15 protein-coding genes are annotated in these 18,466 nt (G+C 64.8%); 5 read left to right on the top strand and 10 right to left on the bottom strand.

The genetic code is table 11. The features are described 5' to 3' along the window. Positions 1-142: 142 nt before the first annotated feature. A complete protein-coding gene (locus EH209_RS21825; protein WP_126664925.1) occupies positions 143-1,954 on the bottom strand; it encodes an ABC transporter substrate-binding protein in 1,812 nt (603 codons plus the stop codon). Between the two features lie 208 nt (positions 1,955-2,162). Here EH209_RS21825 and EH209_RS21830 point away from each other — a divergent pair, with 208 nt between their 5' ends. Next, positions 2,163-2,927 carry an SDR family NAD(P)-dependent oxidoreductase gene (locus EH209_RS21830; RefSeq protein ID WP_126664926.1) on the top strand — a complete coding sequence of 255 codons (765 nt, stop codon included), beginning with the start codon at positions 2,163-2,165 and terminating at the stop codon, positions 2,925-2,927. Between the two features lie 137 nt (positions 2,928-3,064). On the opposite strand, the gene EH209_RS21835 is transcribed toward EH209_RS21830, so the two are convergent. From EH209_RS21835 to EH209_RS21845, 3 genes are all read right to left on the bottom strand, one after another. Continuing rightward, on the bottom strand, positions 3,065-3,757 hold the full coding sequence (locus EH209_RS21835) for a rhamnogalacturonan acetylesterase (RefSeq protein ID WP_126664927.1): 693 nt from the start codon (positions 3,755-3,757) through the stop codon (positions 3,065-3,067). A 206-nt stretch (positions 3,758-3,963) separates the two neighbouring features. Continuing rightward, positions 3,964-4,950, bottom strand: coding sequence for an LLM class flavin-dependent oxidoreductase (locus EH209_RS21840; protein WP_126664928.1), 987 nt, complete (start codon positions 4,948-4,950; stop codon positions 3,964-3,966). A gap of 145 nt (positions 4,951-5,095) precedes the next feature. Beyond that, complete coding sequence (locus EH209_RS21845; protein ID WP_126664929.1) at positions 5,096-6,193, bottom strand: Gfo/Idh/MocA family protein; 1,098 nt, start codon at positions 6,191-6,193, stop codon at positions 5,096-5,098. 163 nt (positions 6,194-6,356) lie between these two features. On the opposite strand from EH209_RS21845, the gene EH209_RS21850 reads away from it, so the two are divergent. Both EH209_RS21850 and dgoD read left to right on the top strand, forming a co-directional pair. Then, a complete protein-coding gene (locus EH209_RS21850; protein WP_126664930.1) occupies positions 6,357-7,016 on the top strand; it encodes a ThuA domain-containing protein in 660 nt (219 codons plus the stop codon). A 104-nt stretch (positions 7,017-7,120) separates the two neighbouring features. Beyond that, positions 7,121-8,296, top strand: a complete 1,176-nt coding sequence (gene dgoD, locus EH209_RS21855) for a galactonate dehydratase (RefSeq protein WP_126664931.1) — start codon at positions 7,121-7,123, stop codon at positions 8,294-8,296. Between the two features lie 56 nt (positions 8,297-8,352). On the opposite strand, the gene EH209_RS21860 is transcribed toward dgoD, so the two are convergent. The 5 genes from EH209_RS21860 to EH209_RS21880 all read right to left on the bottom strand — a co-directional run bounded on the left by EH209_RS21860 (position 8,353) and on the right by EH209_RS21880 (position 14,159). Next, complete coding sequence (locus EH209_RS21860; protein ID WP_229380309.1) at positions 8,353-10,059, bottom strand: RICIN domain-containing protein; 1,707 nt, start codon at positions 10,057-10,059, stop codon at positions 8,353-8,355. Positions 10,060-10,442: 383 nt separating this feature from the next. Continuing rightward, positions 10,443-11,717, bottom strand: coding sequence for a pectate lyase family protein (locus tag EH209_RS21865; protein WP_126664932.1), 1,275 nt, complete (start codon positions 11,715-11,717; stop codon positions 10,443-10,445). A gap of 206 nt (positions 11,718-11,923) precedes the next feature. Continuing rightward, positions 11,924-12,646 (bottom strand): ThuA domain-containing protein, encoded by a 723-nt coding sequence (locus tag EH209_RS21870; RefSeq protein ID WP_126664933.1) that lies wholly within the window; start codon positions 12,644-12,646, stop codon positions 11,924-11,926. A 54-nt stretch (positions 12,647-12,700) separates the two neighbouring features. Further along, positions 12,701-13,774, bottom strand: a complete 1,074-nt coding sequence (locus EH209_RS21875) for a pectinesterase family protein (protein ID WP_126664934.1) — start codon at positions 13,772-13,774, stop codon at positions 12,701-12,703. Between the two features lie 232 nt (positions 13,775-14,006). Continuing rightward, the gene (locus EH209_RS21880; RefSeq protein ID WP_249038883.1) at positions 14,007-14,159 is read right to left on the bottom strand and encodes a hypothetical protein; all 153 of its coding nucleotides are present in this window, start codon (positions 14,157-14,159) and stop codon (positions 14,007-14,009) included. A gap of 691 nt (positions 14,160-14,850) precedes the next feature. Between EH209_RS21880 and EH209_RS21885 the strand changes: the two genes are divergently transcribed. After that, positions 14,851-16,095 (top strand): mandelate racemase/muconate lactonizing enzyme family protein, encoded by a 1,245-nt coding sequence (locus tag EH209_RS21885; protein ID WP_126664935.1) that lies wholly within the window; start codon positions 14,851-14,853, stop codon positions 16,093-16,095. 60 nt (positions 16,096-16,155) lie between these two features. On the opposite strand, the gene EH209_RS21890 is transcribed toward EH209_RS21885, so the two are convergent. Then, on the bottom strand, positions 16,156-17,091 hold the full coding sequence (locus tag EH209_RS21890; protein WP_126664936.1) for a dihydrodipicolinate synthase family protein: 936 nt from the start codon (positions 17,089-17,091) through the stop codon (positions 16,156-16,158). A gap of 129 nt (positions 17,092-17,220) precedes the next feature. Here EH209_RS21890 and EH209_RS21895 point away from each other — a divergent pair, with 129 nt between their 5' ends. Then, positions 17,221-18,354 (top strand): mandelate racemase/muconate lactonizing enzyme family protein, encoded by a 1,134-nt coding sequence (locus EH209_RS21895; RefSeq protein ID WP_126664937.1) that lies wholly within the window; start codon positions 17,221-17,223, stop codon positions 18,352-18,354. Positions 18,355-18,466: the final 112 nt, after the last annotated feature.

An 18,466-nucleotide genomic window follows, 5' to 3' on the forward strand; every position in this document is an offset into this window, starting at 1 on the left:
GTCCGAAGAGAGACCGAACTGCTGGCCTGCGCGGAGTCGAACGGGTTCGAATCGGAGGAGTGTGGGTCGACTCGAAACTGCGACCGATGCGCCGACTGCGGCGGTCCGACGGGATTGTCACTCGAGTCGGCGAACGCCGAAATCAGCCCGTGTACTCCATCGTCGCCTCGTTCGTCTTGGTGACGAGATAGAGCGCGTCGTCGACGCCGTGGACGATGCCGTCCGGGCCGTCGATCGTCCAGTTGTCGCCGTTGTAGGCGCCGGCGTCGGGCTGGAACATCGCCTCCATCTGTGGAACCGTCTGGTTCCACCACCACAGCAGTTCCCTGTGGTACTGGTCGTCGTCGGTGATCTGCCACTCCCGAATGTGCTCCTCGACGTTGATTGTCTTCGTCCCCTCGGAGCCGTCGGGGTCGCCGACGGGCATCGGGATTTCCGCTTCGGGATCGAAGTGCGTGATCTGCTGGAGCCAGCCCGGCACCAGATCCAGCGCCCACATCGCCCGGACGCCGTTGGCCGACGACGTATCGGGCATCATGTCGTACTCGCCGGCATGGCGACGTTCGTCGAACGTCGCGTCGTCGACCTGCTCCTGGTTCGTCGCGATGCCGAACTCGTTCAGATTGTCCTTGAGAACGCCGATGTGCTTCTGCTTGGAGCCGTTCATGATGTCGATCTCGAAGCGCTCGCCGTTGGGCGTATACCACTCGCCGTCTTCGAGGGTATACCCCTCCTCCTCGAGGAGTTCGGCGGCGCGTTCGGTGTCGTTCTGGCCGTACTCGGTGAAGTCCTGAATCCACTCCGCGGCGTCGTGGGAACCGTCCTCCAGCGTAGTTCCCGGAACGCGACACGGCGGCCAGTCGAACACCTGATTGACGCCCTCGAGGACCGAGACGACCTGCTGACGATCGAAGACGTGACAGACCGCCTTGCGCACGTTCGCGCTCGAGAACGGCGTGTCGTAGGAGACGTCGTGCCCGCAGTTGAAGGTAAGCAACTTGTTAGTCGACAGGTTTTCCCTGACGAGCGTGTGCCCGTCGGGGAGTTGGCTCTTGACGTCGTCCTTCACGGGAAACTCGTTGTGTGCGCCGTCGACCTCGCCGTTGACGTACGGCTGGGTGGGGATGTCGTTCTCGTAGAGGTGGATCGAGAACTCGCTGAAGTTGATGTTGTCGGCGTTCGGATGGTCCTCGTACTTCTCGAAGACCATGACGTTGTCCCCGATGTCGGCGACCTGGAACGGACCGTTCCCCACTACGTCTTCGACCATCGGATACGACTCCGACGTGAGTTCGCCGACGAGGGCCTCCATTTCGGAGTCGTCGGCCTCCATGAGCTGGCTGTGCCACTCGCTCCACTGGTCGTCGTCGTGTTTGGTGAAGATCCCGCGAGCCTCGTCGCCGAGGATGGCGGCGGTGGCGTTCTGGACCGCGACCGTCTCCGAGAGCGGATCGTGGAGGCTGACCCGCGCCGTCTGCTCGTCGGGCGCCTCGACGGACTCGAGGAACTGGTGCGGTCGCTCGCCATCCTCGGCCTGAAACTCCAGCATTGCGAGCGCCATCTGCAGTTGCATGACCCAGTCGTCGGCGACGAGCTGATCGCCGTTGTGCCAGGTCCACTCGTCGCTGAACGTAAACTCCAGCGTGGTGTCGTCGGCCATCTCCCAGTCGGTCGCGATCAGCGGATAGACTTCGACCTCCGCCGGACTGTATATCACGGGGCGGTCGTGGATGAGCGCCCCCGGATGCCACGTCCCACGTTGGGTCGGATTGAACGGGTTGCAGTGACGCTGGGACGGGAGCGTCCCGCTCGTCTCCGGGTCGAAGACGCGGAACCGATCCGTGCTACTGCTCCCGCCGAGGCAGCCGGCGGCGAGCGCTGCGCCGCCCGCGGCGCCGTATTTGAGGACGTCTCGTCGATAGGGTCCACTGTCTTGCGAATTGTTATCTTGCACCACGAGCAGCAGTTACACGAAGCTCTATTTATAATTTAGTGACGGAGGCGATCGCGACGCGAATAGCCTCGCGGTGACTCGCCAACGCGGACGCTGTCGCGGCGTCACTACCGAAGCGGATCGGTCCGGGACGACGATCGACAGCCCGTCGGATCGCGAACGGTGTGACAAACGTTTTATCGACGTTCCGAGACGAGTACGATATCGCATGGACGACAGTACCGTCATCGTCACCGGCTCGAGCAAGGGGATCGGCAAGGCACTCGCGGAGCGTTTCGCCGCGGAGGGCGCGAACGTCGTCGTGAACTCCCGAGACGGCGCCCGCGCCGAGGCCGTCGCCGAGGAGATCGTCGCCGACGGCGGGACCGCCGCGGGGATCGAAGCGGACGTCAGCGACCGCGACGAGGTGCAGGCCCTCGTCGACGGCGCCGTCGATGCGTTCGGCTCGCTCGACGTCATGGTGAACAACGCCGGGAACACGGTGATCGCCCCCGCGCTCGAGATGGATCCCGACGACTGGCGGAACGTGATCGAAGTGAACCTGACCGGCGTCTTCTTCGGGATGCAAGCCGCGGGCCAGCGAATGGTCGAACAGGGGACTGGCGGACAGATCGTCAACATCAGCAGCATGATCGGCCAGCAGGGGTTCGCACAGCGGGCCCCCTACTGCGCCTCGAAGGCCGGCGTGGACAATCTGACCAGGGTCTTCGCGACCGAACTGGCGGACCACGACATCCAGGTGAACGCGCTCGCGCCGGGGTTCATCCGCACGGACATCACCGAACAGACCCAGGACGCGGCCGGCTACACCGACGAGGACGTGCATCGACGGGCGCCCCTCGGCCGGTTCGGAACGATGGAAGAGGTCGCGAACTGCGTTCGCTTCCTCGCCGCCGGCGACCACTACATCACCGGCGAGGTCCTCCGCGCCGACGGCGGCTGGATGGCCGACGCCTGGGGTCCCGACGAGTAACGCTCGCGTCTCGAACTGCGCGCTCGACTCCGCGAGCGGCGTCGGAATCGTTGCTTCGGTCACTCGGCGTTGCGAGTACGGCTCGCTAGTAACTCGAAGACGACTCGAGGATGACTCGAGCGGTCAGAACGGACCGCTCACCGATCGGCCGGGACGACGCGGGAAGCCAACTCGTGGTTCAGTTCTTCGATCCCGTCGAGGATCAGTTCGGCCATCCGTCGAGCCCCGTACTCGCTGAAGTGCGTGTCGTCGGTCGCGCCGTCGGGGTAGTTGGGGTGTTCGCCCGGCGACAGGTGAAGGTAGAGGGATTTCGACGCCTCGGGACCCAGCTCGCCCAGGAGCGACCGACTCCGCTCGTCCGCGTCGATAAGCGGCACGTCCCGATCGCGCGCGACCTCCCGGGTTAGCTCCGAATAGGTCTGATGCGTGTCTTTCGGGATCCCCGATTCGTCGAAGTCACGGCGCGCGATGGACGTGAGCAACACCGGCGATGCCCCGCACTCGCGCGTCTCTTCGACGAACGTCTCGAGGTTGGCCGTGAACTCCGCCTCGGCCGTGTACTGCTCTTTCGAGGGGACCTCGTCGTTGTGGCCGAACTGGACGAACACGTAATGGGTCTCGGCCAGGTCGCGGACGACCGGCTCCCAACGGCCCTCCTCGAGGAAGGTGCGCGTGCTGCGCCCGTTGCGGGCGTGGTTCGCCACCGTTACCGACTCGTCGAAGCGGTCGGCGAACGGCGTCCCCCAGCCCGTTTCAGGGCGAGCGCTCGCCTCTTTCTCGGCTATGGTGGAATCCCCGATCAGGTGGACGGTGATCTGCTCGGACGACATTCAGGTACTGGTAATCGGGTTGAAATATATAAACATTGGTACTGACTGATCTATCCCGTCGCACCACGACGAGCGAGGAATCACGCCCTGATGGGCAGCTAGAGCCGTTGGCGGGACTCGCGGGACGAAGAATCCAGTGCGGACGCCGCCCGCGACGGACGGCGACGAGACGGGACGGCTCGGAAAGAACCGTTCGACGGAGCCGACTAGTTGAACTCGGGGATGACCTCCTCGCCGAACAGGCGGATCTGATCCTCGACGAGGTCCTTGGGCATGCCGGAGTGGTGGAAGCGCAGAGTGAGTTCGTTCAGGGGGAACCGCTCCTGAATGGCTTCGATCTGCTCGACGATCTGCTCGGGGGTCCCGTAGATGAAGCGGTCGTCTGCGAGTTCCTCGAAATCCTCGACGCTGTCGGCGTTCATCAGCGGATGGGAGAACTCGCCGCCGTACTCATCGAGGTAGGTCGTGTGGAGGTACTCCTTGCGCTCCATGACCTCGTCTTCGGTCTCGGCGATGACCGCCTCGCGCATCAGCGGGTGGGACATCCCCTCCCAGTCCTGGTCGGTCTCTGCGACGCGTTCTTTCTGGAGTTCCTTGCGGTCCTCGACGGTGGCGAGGTCGGCGACGACGCCGGGCACCCACGCGTCGGAGAACTTCACGGAGCGGCCGATCTGCTTGTCGCCCCAGCCGCCGATCCAGACTTCGGGTCGGGGCTGCTGGACCGTATCGGGGAGCGGCTGCCAGTCTTCGACCGAGAAGAACGGACAGTCGTAGGAGATGGGGCCGTCGGACTCGAAGAACTCCTTGATGAACTGGACGCCCTCGATCATCCGACCCGCGCGCTCGTCCATCGGGACGTCGAACGCTTCGAACTCCTCCTCGACGTAGCCGAGCCCGACGCCCAGGGTCAGCCGGCCGTCGGAGATGTTATCGAGCATCGCCGCGCGCTGGGCGACCTCGACTGGCTTGTACAACGGCAGGATCAGCACGCTCGTCACGAGCTCGAGGTCCTCGGTTCCCTCCGCGATGCTGGTCAGGCGCGTCAGCGGCGCGGGCCAGTAGTTGTCGCCCTCCGTCGCCTGGTGATCGTTGACCCAACAGGTCTCGAATCCGACCGCTTCGGCCACCTGGCACTGTTCGACGACGCCCGTCCATCGACTTCCGCCTTCGATGGGGAAAATCCCGAATTTCATGCGTTACAAGAATACAGTGCGGTCAGCTACTATATACATTTTCTGTTGCTTACCTTCCGCGCGGCTGTCCAGTTTTTGAAAACGGTGTTCGGTTCAAGACAACTCTGCCCCGTCACGAGTTGACCGACCCGGTGGCCGCGGTCAGTCAGTTCCCGATCGACTCCAGGAACGTCGGCGGCAGCGGGTCGGGACGCTCGACGCTCGTCTCGAGGGAGACGTGGGCGTCGTCGTCCGAGGCGGCGCGTATCCCGTCAAGGATCTCGAGGACGTGCTCGGCGAGGGCGCCGCTCGTTCGGTGGCTCCAGTCGCCCCGGACGGCGGCCGCGAGATCCGCGACGCCGGCCCCCCGACCGGCGGTGTACTCATGGGTCGGCTCGACGTCCGTGGTCGTCCCGTCCGCCGAGTGAATTCGAACGGGTCCCTTGAACCGGTTCGGATCCGGAAGCTGGAGCGTCCCCTCGGTCCCATAGATCTCGAACGCGGGGGAGCCGAACGTCGATCGGCCGGGCGCGTCGAAGCTCGTCAGGACGTTCGCGATCGTCCCATCGGCGAAATCGATAACTCCGGACTCGTGAGTGGGAACCTCAACGTCGATAGTCTCTCCGCGACGGGGGTCGCTCGTAATCGTCCGCCGTTCGAACGTGCGGGCGGTCGATCCGGTGACCCGACTGGCGGGACCGAGCAGGGAGACGAGCGCGGTCACGTAGTACGGACCCATGTCGAAGAGCGGACCGCCACCGCGCTGATAGTAGAGGTCGGGCGACGGATGCCAGCTCTCGTGTCCGCCCGACGTCCAGACGGCCGTCGCGCCTACCGGCTTGCCGATCCGTCCGTCGTCGACGACCGACCGAGCGGTCTGTAACCCCGCGCCCAGCACGGTGTCAGGGGCCGACCCGACCAGCAATCCGTTGGCCGCCGCAGTAGAGCGGATCGCCTCGGCGTCCTCGAAGCTAGCAGCGAGGGGTTTCTCGACGTAGACGTGCTTGCCCGCCCGCAGGATGTCGCGGCACGTCTCGCGGTGGACCGACGGCGGCGTCAGATTGACGATCAGTTCGACGTCGGCGGCGAGTAGCTCGTCGGGCTCGCACGCTCGCAACTCGTACTCGTCGGCCGTTTCTCGCGCTCGCTCCGCGTCGAGATCGGCGCAGGCGACGACATCGAAACCATCGAAGCGGTCGTCCGCGTCGAAGTACGCGTCGCTGATCGTGCCGCAACCGAGAACGCCCGTTCGAACTGAATCCATACGTTCCGTCTCGGTAATGTTGTGGAAAAAGAATTCGATCGAGACCGTTCTGCATTGGCGGCCGGAAAACGGCGCGTTCAGGTATCGAAGCGATCGGTCGCATTCGGCTTGAATCGCCCCTCGAGGAAGTAGAAATAAGTGGCCTCGACCGAACTCCGAAGGTATGGCAACCGACAGACAAGCGCTGATCGTGGGCGGGAATCGGTTTCCGTTCCACCGGCTCGAGCGAATGGGACCGCCGATCGAGGACGCGCTCGCCCCGGCCGGCATCAAGGCCGAGCTGACGACCGACCGAGAGTCGTTGACCGATCTCGACGGCTACGACGTCCTCGTCGACTACACGACCGACAGCACGCTCACCGACGCGCAGCGCGAGGGTCTCCTGTCGTTCGTGGACGCGGGCAACGGCTACGCGGGCGTTCACTCCGCGTCGGACCTGACGACCGTCGACGGGGAGAACCGGGACGAACCCACGCCCGAACTCCGAGAGCTGATCGGCGGCCACTTCCTCACCCATCCGGCGCAGGGGGCGTTCGACGTGAACATCGTCTACAGCCACCACCCCGTCTCGGCCGACCTCGAGGACTTCCGCGTTTGGGACGAGCCGTACGTCCTCGAGTGCGACGACGACCTCACGGTGCTCGCGAGGATGGACCACCCTGAGATCGGAGATATGCCAGTCTCGTGGGTGAAGGAGTACGGAGACGGACGCGTGTTCTACTGTTCGCTCGGGCACGATCGGCCGGCGATCACCACCGACGGGACGCGGGCGCTCCTTCGAAACGGCGTGCGCTGGGCGGCCGATAGCTCGGCCGGCGAGTAGCGGCCTGCAGCCGAGTGTCGGCGACGGTCGAGACGGAACGGAGCGGCTCTCGATCCTCGAATCGTCGGAACGTTCAAGAGCGAACCGGTCACATCCCGCACTGGATGCACGTTACAGACTACGAGCTCTACGCGGTGCCGCCGCGCTGGCAATTCCTCAAACTCGAGACGAGCGACGGGCGCGTCGGCTGGGGCGAGGTCTACACCAAGTGGCACTTCGCGGGCGACAGCGAACCGGCGACTCGGAGCGCCGTCGACCAGTTGCTGCACCAGTACGTCCTCGGCGAGGATCCGAGTCGGATCGAGTACCTCTGGCAAGCGATGTACCGAAGCAGCTTCTACCGCGGCGGACCGGTTCACATGAGCGCGATCGCCGGCATCGACGAAGCGCTGTGGGATCTGAAGGGGAAGGCCGCCGGGATGCCGGTCTACGAACTGCTCGGCGGTCCAGCTCGCGACCGCGTCCGGCTCTACCAGCACGTCAGGGCCCACAGCGCCGACGACGTGGCGGATCCGGCGGCCGCGGCCGCCGACGAAGCGCGCGAGCACGTCGAAGCGGGCTACACCGCTGTGAAGCTGGTTCCCACGGGCGGTCTCGAGATCATCGATACGTCGGCGGCCGTCGGTGAAGCGCGCGAAATCGTCGGCGCGGTCCGCGACGCCGTCGGCCCCGAGATCGACGTCGCGCTGGACTTCCACGGCCGTGCCTCGAAGGCGATGGCCCGCCGACTGGCGACGGCGCTCGAGGAGTTCCAGCCGATGTTCGTCGAGGAGCCGGTCACCCCCGAGCACGACCACGCGCTGCCCCGAATCGCCGAGGCGACGACGATCCCGATCGCGACCGGCGAGCGCCTCTACTCCCGAGGCGAGTTCCGACCGCTCCTCGAGGCCAATGCGGTCGACGTCGTCCAACCGGACGTCTCGAGCGCCGGCGGGATCACCGAGACGAAGAAGATCGCCGACATGGCCGAGACCTACGACGCCGCGATCGCGCCCCACTGCCCCATCGGCCCGCTGGCGCTGGTCGCCTCGCTGCACGTCGATGCGGCCGCGCCGAACGCGCTGATACAGGAGCAGGTGGTCGTCGGCGACGAGGACGCGATGCGCTACGTCGAGAACGACGAGCTCTTCGAGCCGACCGACGGCTATCTAGATCTGCCGGCGGAGCCGGGACTCGGAATCGACGTTGACGAGGATCGCGTCTGCGAACTCGCGGGAACCGACCTCGGGTTCGACCGCTCGCCGGGGCACCGGGCCGACGGGAGCGTCGGAGAGCGCTGACCGTCGACCGACGCGGAAACCGCGGTTCGACGCCGCTCTACCGCGTCGATGTCGTTCTATACAGAATCGAACGTCCAGCGCTGGTTCGCGCTGCCGTTGTCGGGCCACTGGAGCACGTTCGCTCCGTCGCTGGTCGACGCCCCTTCCACGTCGGCGAGTTTGCCGCTGTGGACCGCCTCGAGCGTATACTCGCCGTTGCCTTCGTCGTTGATGTGCCACCGCTGGCAGTCACAGCCGGAGTCGGCGTACTGCTGGACGTTCGCTCCGTCCGCGGTCGAGGCGTCGGCGACCTCGAGACGGAGACCGCTGTTGACGTTCTCGAGGATGTACTCGCCGTTCCCGGTATCCTCGACGTACCACTGCTGCGTGGCGCTCCCGGTCACGGACCACTGCTGGACGTTCGCGCCGTTCGCAGTCGAGGCGTCGGCGACCTCGAGACGGAGACCGCTGTTGACGTTGGCGATCTCGTAGGTGCCCGTCGAGATTGGACCGCTGCTGCTTCCGTCGTCTCCGCCGCTCCCGCCGTCGGGCGGCGAACTCCCGTCCTCGACGGCTCGGGCCCAGTCGGCGAGCCACTCGCGGAGGCCGCTGCCGGGGACGTCGAGCGAGTGAGTGTTCACCGGCAGTTCCGGATAGCCGCCGACCTCGTCGTGGTGACCGACCCAGTAGTCGTACGGCGAGTCGAGCCGATCGTTACCGGCGCGATCGGCGATCTCCTGGACGATCCGCGCGTCGTTTTGCGTTCGGTCGGCCGGCCGCGCCCCGGCGTTGGCGAGGTTGTGGCTCTCGACGTCACCCGACGGCATCTCCTCGAGGCCGCTTGGCCACAGCGGCGGCGAACTCTCGCTGTCCATGCTGGCGAAGTCAGTGCCGTCCAGCGACGGGTCGGCGGTGTAGTTGTCCGCGTAGTAGGCCGTGCCGTCGCCCTCGATGATCTGGTCCTGATCGTCGGTCAGCCCCGTATACGCGTTGCCGACGAACGACGTTACCGCCGAACTATCGATGTTCGCCGACTCGTCGAAGAAGTACGCGAGGTTGTTGACGATGACCGTCTCGGTATCGCTCTTGAGTCGCGGAATACGAGCACGGGTCTTGGCCCAGACGTTGCCCGCGAACGTGACGTTCGAAGCGCCGTCGCCGATCAGAGTGGCGTAGTTGTGGTCGGCCTCGTCGCCGTAGGGGTCGTACAGCCCCTCGTAGATGAGGCAGTTGGTCACTGTCGTATCCTGCGTGTCGTAGCCGACCGAGAGACACTCGTCGGTCCCCCACGAGGCGCTGACGTGGTCGACGACGTTGTTCTGGGTGTCGTCTGCGGTGTTGAAGGCGTCGTTGCTCTGAATCGAACCGTCCGAGCCGGGGCCGATCCGCGACCGGATATGCTGGACGACACAGTTGTTCGCGCTGATCCGGACCTGCCCGTTGATGAACGTGATCCCGGGCGAGGGCGCGGTCTGGCCGGCCACCCAGCAGTAGTCCTCGGTGATCGCCAGGTCGGTCCCGCCGAGGTCGATGGTCCCGCTCGTCTCGAAAACGACCACGCGTGGTCCGCTGGCGCTGAACGCCGATTCGACCGCGCTCCGCGTCGGTTCGGTAACCGTGTGTACGTCGACGTCGTCGTTGAACCACGACGTATCCGCGAAGCCGGTCTCGAGGCCGAAGTTCGATTCCGCCGCCGCCGAACCGGAGAGGCTGCTAAGCGCGCCGATGCCGATCAGTGCCGATGCCGCCGTTCCTTTCAAGTAGGTGCGTCGTGTCTGTTTCATGCTACCCAAACACAACAAATGCAATCACTCATAAGTAACTTTCCCTACTAGAACAATATAAATATAGCCAGAATATCGAGAATAGAACTGTAGTAGCGAGAACGACGCGAGGCGTGTCACTATTAACGGGAGCCGGTTCGTCTGGGAACGGACTCGAGCGGCGATGCCCCCGTCCAGACGGGTCTCTACAAAAGGTGAGCCAACAAAAAATGCCGCACCTCGACGCCACCGCCGATCTCGAGCAGCGGCGCTAGTCGTCCAGCGGTTCTTTCGGTTCGACCTCGCCCCGGACGGCGTCGGCGAGCGGTGAGTCAAATGGACGACGGTTACTGTGATACTCGAGGAAGTATTTCGGCGATGCTATCGGTGACGTTATTCCCGGGCTAGGCGTCGGAACCGTTACCGGATCTTCCGCACGTGTCGGACGGCGACGCACCCTGCTCGACGCGTCGTGCCTTCGCTGAGAGCCACTGTCGACGCCCCGACTCGGGGACGGTAAGCGAGTGGGTATTCACGGGAAGTTCGGGATAGCCGCCGACGTCGTCGGGGTGAGCAAGCCAGTATTCGTAGGGATCGTCGAGTCGGTCGTTGCCCGCGCGGTCGCGGATCTCCTGAACGATTCGGTCGTCGTTGGCGGTGCGGTCGGCGGGTCGTGCGCCCACGTGAGCCAAATTGTGTGCTTCGACCCGCGAGGACGGCATCGCGTCGAGACTACTCGGCCACAGCGGGGGACTCGACAGTTCGTTGGTCCCGCCGGTCAGCGGCGTCGAACTGGGCTCCGTGACGTTGTCCTCGAGGTAGGCGTTGCCGTCCTCGATGGGCGTGTCCTCGACGTCCTGGGGAACGTAGAGATTGCCGACGATCGAGGCCGCCGAGTCCCCGCTCATGTTGGTCGCCTCGTTGAAGAAATACATCAGGTTGTTCGCGACGACGCTGCGGGTGCCGCCCTTTAACCGGGGGACGCGGCCGCGGACCTTCGCCCAGATGTTGCCAGCGAGGGTGACATTCTCGGCGCCGTCGCCGATCAGACTCCCGTAGTTGTGGTCGGCCTCGTCGCCGTACGGATCGTACAGTCCCTCGTAGACGAGGCAGTTAGTGACCGTCGTATCCTGCGTGTCGTAGCCGACCGAGAGACACTCGTCGGTCCCCCACGAAGCGCTGACGTGGTCGACGACGTTGTTCTGGGTGTCGTCTGCGGTGTTGAACGAGTCGTTGCTCTGGATCGAACCGTCCGAGCCGGGACCGATCCGCGAGCGGATGTGCTGGACGACGCAGTTGTCGGCGTCGACTTGGAACTGGCCGTTGACGAACGTGATACCGGGCGAAGGCGCCGTCTGTCCGGCCACCCAACAGTAGTCCTCGGAAATCGCCAGATCGTTCCCGCCGAGGCCGATGGTCCCGCTCGTCTCGAAGACGACCAGGCGCGGTCCGTCGGCGTGGAACGCTTCCTCGACGGCTTCGCGCGTCGGTTCCGTGACCGTGAACACCTGTACATCCTCGCTCTCGAGCCACGACGTGTCCGCAAATCCGGATTCAGGGCCGAAGTGGGACCCGGCCGCTTGTGCCGTGGCCGACCCGGAGAGGCCGGCGAGCGCTCCTGCACCGATCAGTGTCGGTACTGCCGTCTCTTTCAGGTACGTTCTTCGCGTTTGTTTCATGTTACTTCACCACAATCGATTACGGAGTTACAAAAAAGATTACGCATGCGTCTCAGCGATTGATTCCAGGTTACTCATCGCTGGCCGCTCACGGCAGTATCGAGGATCGTGGCTCTACCGAGCGCGTCGCAAAAATGCGGCCCTCGACTCGCTGGACGATTGCAGCAACGAGGAGTTGATAACGCTTCGATACTCGAGCAGCAGCGCTAGTCGTCCAGCGATTCCTTCGGTTCGACCTCGCCCCAGACGGCGTCGGCCCCCTCCGTCGGCGCCGCCCAGGCGACGGCGTTGTCGAGTACCGTCCGGATCTCGTCCTGGAAGAAGATCGGGTACTCCTCGTGGCCCGGCCGGAACGCGAAGATCCGGCCGCGGCCGCGGCGGTAACAGACGCCTGAGCGGAACACCTCGCCGCCCTCGAACCATGAGATGAAGACAGTCCGGTCGGGTTCCGGGATGTCGAAGGGCTCGCCGTACATCTCCGTCGAGGGGACCTCGAACGACTCCTCGAGGCCGTCGGCGATCGGGTGGCCGGGGTCGGCGGTCCAAATCCGTTCGGTCTCGCCGCCGTGGCGGTACTTGATGTTACAGGTGGTGCCCATCAGCCGTTTGAACGGCTTGGAGTTCTTCCCCGAGTGGACCGGGATGAAGCCCATCCCCTCGTGGACGCGGTCGACGACGCGGTCGGCGATCTCGTCGGCCACCTCGTCGTTGGCGCAGTGCGACCACCAGAGCAGGACGTCGGTGTTCGCGAGGACATCTTCGGTCAGGCCGTGTTCCGGTTCCTGCAGCGTGGCCGTCCGGACGGACCGGTCGTCGCCGTCCACCGCGTCCGCGATAGCCCCGTGGATGCCGTCGGGATACCGTTCGGCGACCGCTGGCTCCTCGAGTTCGTGGACGTTCTCGTTCCAGACCGTGACCTGTAGTGGCATGTGCGGTTCGTTTCAGGCGATCCGGGATAAGTCCTCTGTCCTCGAGCGTGACGATTACCGTTTCTCGAGACGGCTCTGTGGGTCCCAGCCGTCGAGGACGGCCTCGATCGTGTACTGCTCGGCCTCCGTTTCGCTGAGCTGGTGGCTCCAGTCCGCGCGCTGATTGGGCGTATACCCCGGTCCGGAATTGTCGTACTCCGCGAAGAAGGCCGTCTTCGTCTTGTCGCCGTGCTCCGGTTCGTCCCACGGTTCCCAGCCCTGCGGTCGGATGTGGTCGCCGAGGTCACAGTCGATGTAGACGGTCTGTCCGTACGGCTCCCACGGTCGGCCGAGGTAGACGGATTCGCTCGGCGCGTCGCCGACCACGTCGCAGTCCCTGAACACGAACCCGTGCGCTACGTCTTCCGGCTGCGCGGGCGCTGCAATGAATCCCTCGCCCTTACAGCGGATCTCGCAGTCCTCGAAAAACACCGTCGCGCGACCGAAGATGAAGTCCACGTCGCCTTCGATGTAGCAGTCCTCGAAGTACTGGCGCGTCCTGCGACCGTAGTTGTAGAGGGTGTCCTGATTGCCGAGGAAGCGGCAGTTTTCGAAGGCGACTCGGTCGGCCTTGATGCGAATCGCGACGGCCTGGGCGACGTCGGGAGCGGCGTTCTCGAAGGTAATGTTCTTCGCGGTGAAGTCCGGTCCGTAGACGAAGAAGCTCGACGACCCGCTCGTCCCAATCTCCTCGCCATCGTCGCCGATCTTATCGGCGTGATCGTCGTACGTCAGTACTGTCTTCTCGACGCTCTCACCGATAAACGTCACGTCGGTCCGGTCGGCGGGGAGCTCTAGCTTCTCTTTGTAGCGTCCCTCCTTGATGTACACCCGCGTCTCCTCGGACGTGTCCGACGGAACTGCGTCGATGGCGGCTTGGACCGTCTCGTAGTCGCCGCTGCCGTCCTGTGCGACGACGATATCGTACTCGTTGCTCGCGGAACAGTCCGTCGCCCCGCTCGTCACGGAACTCGCCTTTCCGTCGCCGCTATAGCCCGCTACTGTGCCGAGCAATCCCGTGCCGACGAGGCCGATCATTCGTCTGCGCACTACCGTCCGTCTGCTCTCTCGAGCATTGGTATCAACCATGATGTTTGCGCCAACACTACTGATATTAAATCTTATTATAATTAAGATTTCATTATGTCTGGGTTCGTAGTCCACTATCGGAACGGAACCCGACAGTTTCCCATCACTAGGCACGGTGTGACGGGTATCGCGGGTCGGTGGTGGCCGCTCAGAACCCGACCGACCGTCTCTCGAGGAGTCGTCTACTCCCGCCAGACCGTCGGACGTGGCCGATGCCAAACGGCAAGGCCGATTACAGTCGATCGAGTCCTCGGATCTGGCGGAGTTCCTCCCGTTCCTCGTGATCGATCTGCTCCCGTGGCGGCAGGACGGTGTCGTGCTCGAACACGCCTTGCATCTTCGCCTCGCCCGCCTCGAGGACAGTCTCACCGCTTGCTCGTGGCATATCCGTTCCCCGTTCGGGAATATTACATCCGTATGGCTGTAAGGTATGATTACAGCAGTACGGGAGTAAATACATAGTGTGTGAATCGATACCGCGGTCCGGTCGATCGACAGAGGGACGGGCTCATCGACGAAAGCCGGATTGGAACGGCTCATGATGCCCGAAACCGGCCGATTCGCAGCAGGGAAATCTCGATCAGGGCCATTTCTCGCAGCGTCGGAATCGACCCCTTGGAAGCGTCGCTCACAAGGGTAAAACGGGTCGCACCGCGGGTCACTCGGCGTTCCGATCCGAGACTTGACGACTGTTGCGGGAGAATGCCAGTGGCGCGTTCGTTGTTCGCGAATGGCTCAAATCCCCGAAATACCGCCGATCGGCCGCTTTCAGCGGTTCGGCTAACCGCGCTGGCGGCGATCCGAACGGTGTTCCTTTCGTTCGACGGAATCCGTCCGAACGACTCCCCAATTCCCGTGGCGGGAACAAAATCCGCTCTTCTCATGATCTCAATAACAGGTTCCGCGGAGAGGCGTCCGTCGACCGATCACCTCCGTACGACGGCCCAGTAGCGACGCTCGGTACTCGGACGATGGCACGCACCGAGGCGTCGGAACCGAGTCCCGTCGTCTCCACGACCGAGACTCCGTTTCAGTCACTCGGATGATTTATACGGTCGGGTGAAAATAGGACGGATATGGATATCGCCAACGTCAGCGGGTACGCTCTGTCCTCACCGATCGATCCGGTACAAGAACGGCCGTTTCATGGCGGCGTCCGACGCCTTCGCAAACGGGACGTCGTCCTCGTCGTCGTGGAGACCCGAGACGGGCAACAAGGGTTCGCGACGGCGGGCGCGAGCAGCTCCACGATGCGAGAGTACTTCGAGGGCGACTCGCAGGGGACGTTCGCCGACATCGTCGAGGAGTCCGTCGCCGACGCGCTCGAGGGCGAGTCGATCGACGAGATCTCCGACGCTCACGGCCTGATCGCCGAGACGGATCTCCCGGCCCACCTCCGAACGGAGGCGATCTCGGCCATAGATGTCGCGCTGTACGACATCCGCGGGAAGGAACTCGGCGCGCCGATCTACGAGCTGCTGGCCGACGAGTACGGCACCGAGCCGACGACCGAGCTGCCGCTGTACGCCAGCGCCGGAATGTATATGGAGCCGGAGGGATACGTCGAACAGGTCGAGGCGCTCGAGGAGTTGGGCTTTTTCGGCTACAAGTACCGACCCGGGATCGGGCCCGACGGCGACCGGCGGACGGTCGACCTGCTCGCCGACGCGGTCGACGACATCGAGATCATGCTCGACGTCCACACGTGGTGGAAACTCGGCGAGGCCTACGGCGGCGACACCGTCCGCGAACTGGTCGCACACGCCGCTGAGCGGGGCGCCTACTGGATCGAGGAGCCAGTCGAACCCGACGACCACGCGGGCTACGTCGAACTCGCCGAGACCGGTGCGCCGCTGGCCGGCGGAGAGAGCGAGGAGTCGCCGGCTGGACTAGTCGAACTCGGCGAGACCGGCGCGGTCGACTTCCTGCAGGGTGACGTGCGCCACCACGAGGGCTTTACCGGCTGCCGGGGCGCCATCGAGTACTGCGACGGTCGCGACGTCGAGTTCGTCCCGCACAACTTCGGCACCTGGCTCGGGCTGCAGGCCAACGCCCATCTCGTCGCCGCGGCGCCGGACGTGCGGCTGCTCGAGTACCCCGTCTTCGAAGCGGATCCGGCGCTTCCGGACGCGGAGATCGATCCCGGCATGTACCCGTTCGAACTCGCCTACGACATCATCGAGGGGCAGCCGGCCATCGAAGACGGGCACCTGACCGTCCCGGACGGCCCCGGACTCGGCATCGACGTCGATCTCGACGTCCTCGAAGAGTACCCGTTCGTCGACGGGCCGTGGACGGAGTTCCACTACGACGACGAGTAAGCCACAGAACGACGCTTTTCTCGGAGGGGTTCGGCCGTCGGCTATCGCTGTACCTCCGTCTCAGGCCGCTTCCAGCAGCGGCGCCGACTGCAGGGTTTCGTAGTGCTCCTCGAGACGCGCTGCGTCGTCCGCGGAGAGGTCGACCAGCGGATCGCGCACGGGACCGCCCGTGTAGCCGGCGAGGTCCATCCCGTGTTTGATGACGGGAACGTTATTCGCGGCCGAGAGCGCATTGCCCTCGCCGGGCTCCTCGCGGAGGTCCTCGATCGGTCGGAGCAGCCGCTGGATCGATCGAGCCCGTTCCCAGTTCTCGTCCTCGACGGCGTCGAACAGCGCCAGCGTCGCCTCCGGCGCGAAGTTGCCGAGACCGGTGGTGTATCCCTCCGCCCCCTCGATGGCGAAGGAGAGTGCGTACCGCTCGGCGATGCCGTTGATCCAGGTCACCTCACCCGGAGCGTCGGCGACGGTCTGGGAGAACTCCTTGACGTCGTTGACGGCAAACTTCACTGCGACGACGTTCTCGCGCTCGGAGAGGTCGACGAGGACCTCACGGGGGACCTCCGGGCCGCGCTTGTAGATGACGACGCCGAGGTCGGTCGCGTCGCAGATCCGGTGGTAGTAGTTCGCCAGCCCGCGCCGGTGCAGGTAGGTGTGGTCGGGGTGCATCACCATGATCGCGTCCGCCCCGGCGTCCTCGTAGGCGTCGGCGAGCCGTTTTACCTCCTCGAGACTCCCGGCGACGCCACCGGCGATCGTCGCCTCGTCGCCGGTCGCCGCGACGTGGGTTTCGACGATCTCGATCCGCTCCTCGTCGGTCAGCGAGTAGTACTCGCCGGTGTTGCCACAGGGGATAAACAGGCGCGCGCCGGCGTCGTACTGTTTCGCGAGGTTGTCCGCGAGGGCGTCGATCAACACGTCCGATCCGGCGTCGCCGAACGGGACGGCGGTGGTGAAGGCGACGTCCTGGAAGCGCTTGCTAAGGGCAGCTCTAGCCATGTCGTGATCGGTACTACGAGGAACTGCAGTGATAAGTGTATCCCCGGTACCCGTCCGCGGCCGGCGGGCTCGTCGGCGGGCACTCGAGGCAACGCAAGCTATATTGGACCCGAGTCTGTCGCATTCGCTATGGAGATCACGGACGTTCAGGCGATTCCGCTCGCACACTCGTTGCCCGACGGAGAGGGGCTCGGCGACGCGCGAGGGTTCGGGACCGACCGCGGGACGACGCTGGTACGCCTCGAGACCGACGACGGGACCGTCGGCTGGGGCGAGGCGTTCGCCCCGGGGCCGATGGCGACGGCGACGATCGAGACGATGTTCGCCGACGACGTCGTCGGCATGGACCCCTTCGAGGTCGAATCGCTCGCCGAAAACTCCTACACCGATCCGTATCACTTCGGCGGCGACGTGGTCGTCCAGAGCGCCGTCAGCGCGATCGACGTCGCCTGCTGGGACATCATCGGGAAGAGCGTCGGCCGGCCGGTCCACCGGCTGCTCGGCGGCACGCGCTGCGAGGAGCTGACGCCTTACGCCTCGACGATGTACTTCACCGAGGCCGACCGGCCGATCGAAGAGCCGATCCGCGATGCCGTCGAGGAAGGATTCACTGCCGCGAAGATCAAGATCGGCGCCGACCCCGAGTCCGACGCCGAGCGCGTGCGCACGGCGCGGGAGATCCTGGGTGACGACGCCGACCTGATGGTCGACATGAACGGCAACTACCGGCCGCATCAGGCCGTCAAGTCCGCGCGGGCCATCGAGGAGTACGACGTGACCTGGATCGAAGAGCCAGTTCCGCCGGAGAACGCGTCGGGCTACCGCGAACTGCGCGGAAAGATCGATATCCCGATTGCCGCCGGCGAGGCCCACTACGGGCGGTTCGAGTTCAAAGACCTGATCGACGACCGGACGGTCGACATCGTCCAGCCGAATCTGGGCCGCTGCGGCGGCCTCTCGGAGGCGCGCTTGATCGCCGGCATGGCCTCGACCGAGAACGTCGCCGTCAGACCCCATATCTGGAACAGCGCCGTCGGCATGGCCGCCGCGGTGCAGTTCGCCGCCAGCATCTCGAACTACCCCCACACGCGCAACGTCCCCGAACCGATGCTGATCGAGTTCGACCGCAGCGAGAACCCGATGCGCAGCGAGTTGCTCGAGACGCACTTCGATCCCTCCGGCGGCACGATCGACGTCTCGCAGGAGCCGGGGCTGGGCATCGAGATCGATCAGGACGCGCTGGAACGCTACCGCACTGACTGAGCCAGCGGCAGTCATCCGCCGCGACGACCGCTATCGATTCTCGGAGACGCGTTCGCTCGATACGACAATACGCGTGAAGGGAGCGAACGTTTCCGTTTCACGGCCCCTTATC

This window comes from Haloterrigena salifodinae (assembly GCF_003977755.1).
In the GTDB taxonomy this organism is placed as follows: Archaea; Halobacteriota; Halobacteria; order Halobacteriales; family Natrialbaceae; genus Haloterrigena; species Haloterrigena salifodinae.

Excerpts from the sequence above, each read along its gene's own strand:
- EH209_RS21830 (WP_126664926.1), top strand. The coding sequence starts at position 2,163 with ATGGACGACAGTACCGTCATCGTCACCGGCTCGAGCAAGGGGATCGGC.
- EH209_RS21835 (WP_126664927.1), bottom strand. The coding sequence starts at position 3,757 with ATGTCGTCCGAGCAGATCACCGTCCACCTGATCGGGGATTCCACCATA.
- EH209_RS21840 (WP_126664928.1), bottom strand. The coding sequence starts at position 4,950 with ATGAAATTCGGGATTTTCCCCATCGAAGGCGGAAGTCGATGGACGGGC.
- EH209_RS21845 (WP_126664929.1), bottom strand. The coding sequence starts at position 6,193 with ATGGATTCAGTTCGAACGGGCGTTCTCGGTTGCGGCACGATCAGCGAC.
- EH209_RS21850 (WP_126664930.1), top strand. The coding sequence starts at position 6,357 with ATGGCAACCGACAGACAAGCGCTGATCGTGGGCGGGAATCGGTTTCCG.
- dgoD (WP_126664931.1), top strand. The coding sequence starts at position 7,121 with ATGCACGTTACAGACTACGAGCTCTACGCGGTGCCGCCGCGCTGGCAA.
- EH209_RS21860 (WP_229380309.1), bottom strand. The coding sequence starts at position 10,059 with ATGAAACAGACACGACGCACCTACTTGAAAGGAACGGCGGCATCGGCA.
- EH209_RS21865 (WP_126664932.1), bottom strand. The coding sequence starts at position 11,717 with ATGAAACAAACGCGAAGAACGTACCTGAAAGAGACGGCAGTACCGACA.
- EH209_RS21870 (WP_126664933.1), bottom strand. The coding sequence starts at position 12,646 with ATGCCACTACAGGTCACGGTCTGGAACGAGAACGTCCACGAACTCGAG.
- EH209_RS21875 (WP_126664934.1), bottom strand. The coding sequence starts at position 13,774 with ATGGTTGATACCAATGCTCGAGAGAGCAGACGGACGGTAGTGCGCAGA.
- EH209_RS21880 (WP_249038883.1), bottom strand. The coding sequence starts at position 14,159 with ATGCCACGAGCAAGCGGTGAGACTGTCCTCGAGGCGGGCGAGGCGAAG.
- EH209_RS21885 (WP_126664935.1), top strand. The coding sequence starts at position 14,851 with ATGGATATCGCCAACGTCAGCGGGTACGCTCTGTCCTCACCGATCGAT.
- EH209_RS21890 (WP_126664936.1), bottom strand. The coding sequence starts at position 17,091 with ATGGCTAGAGCTGCCCTTAGCAAGCGCTTCCAGGACGTCGCCTTCACC.
- EH209_RS21895 (WP_126664937.1), top strand. The coding sequence starts at position 17,221 with ATGGAGATCACGGACGTTCAGGCGATTCCGCTCGCACACTCGTTGCCC.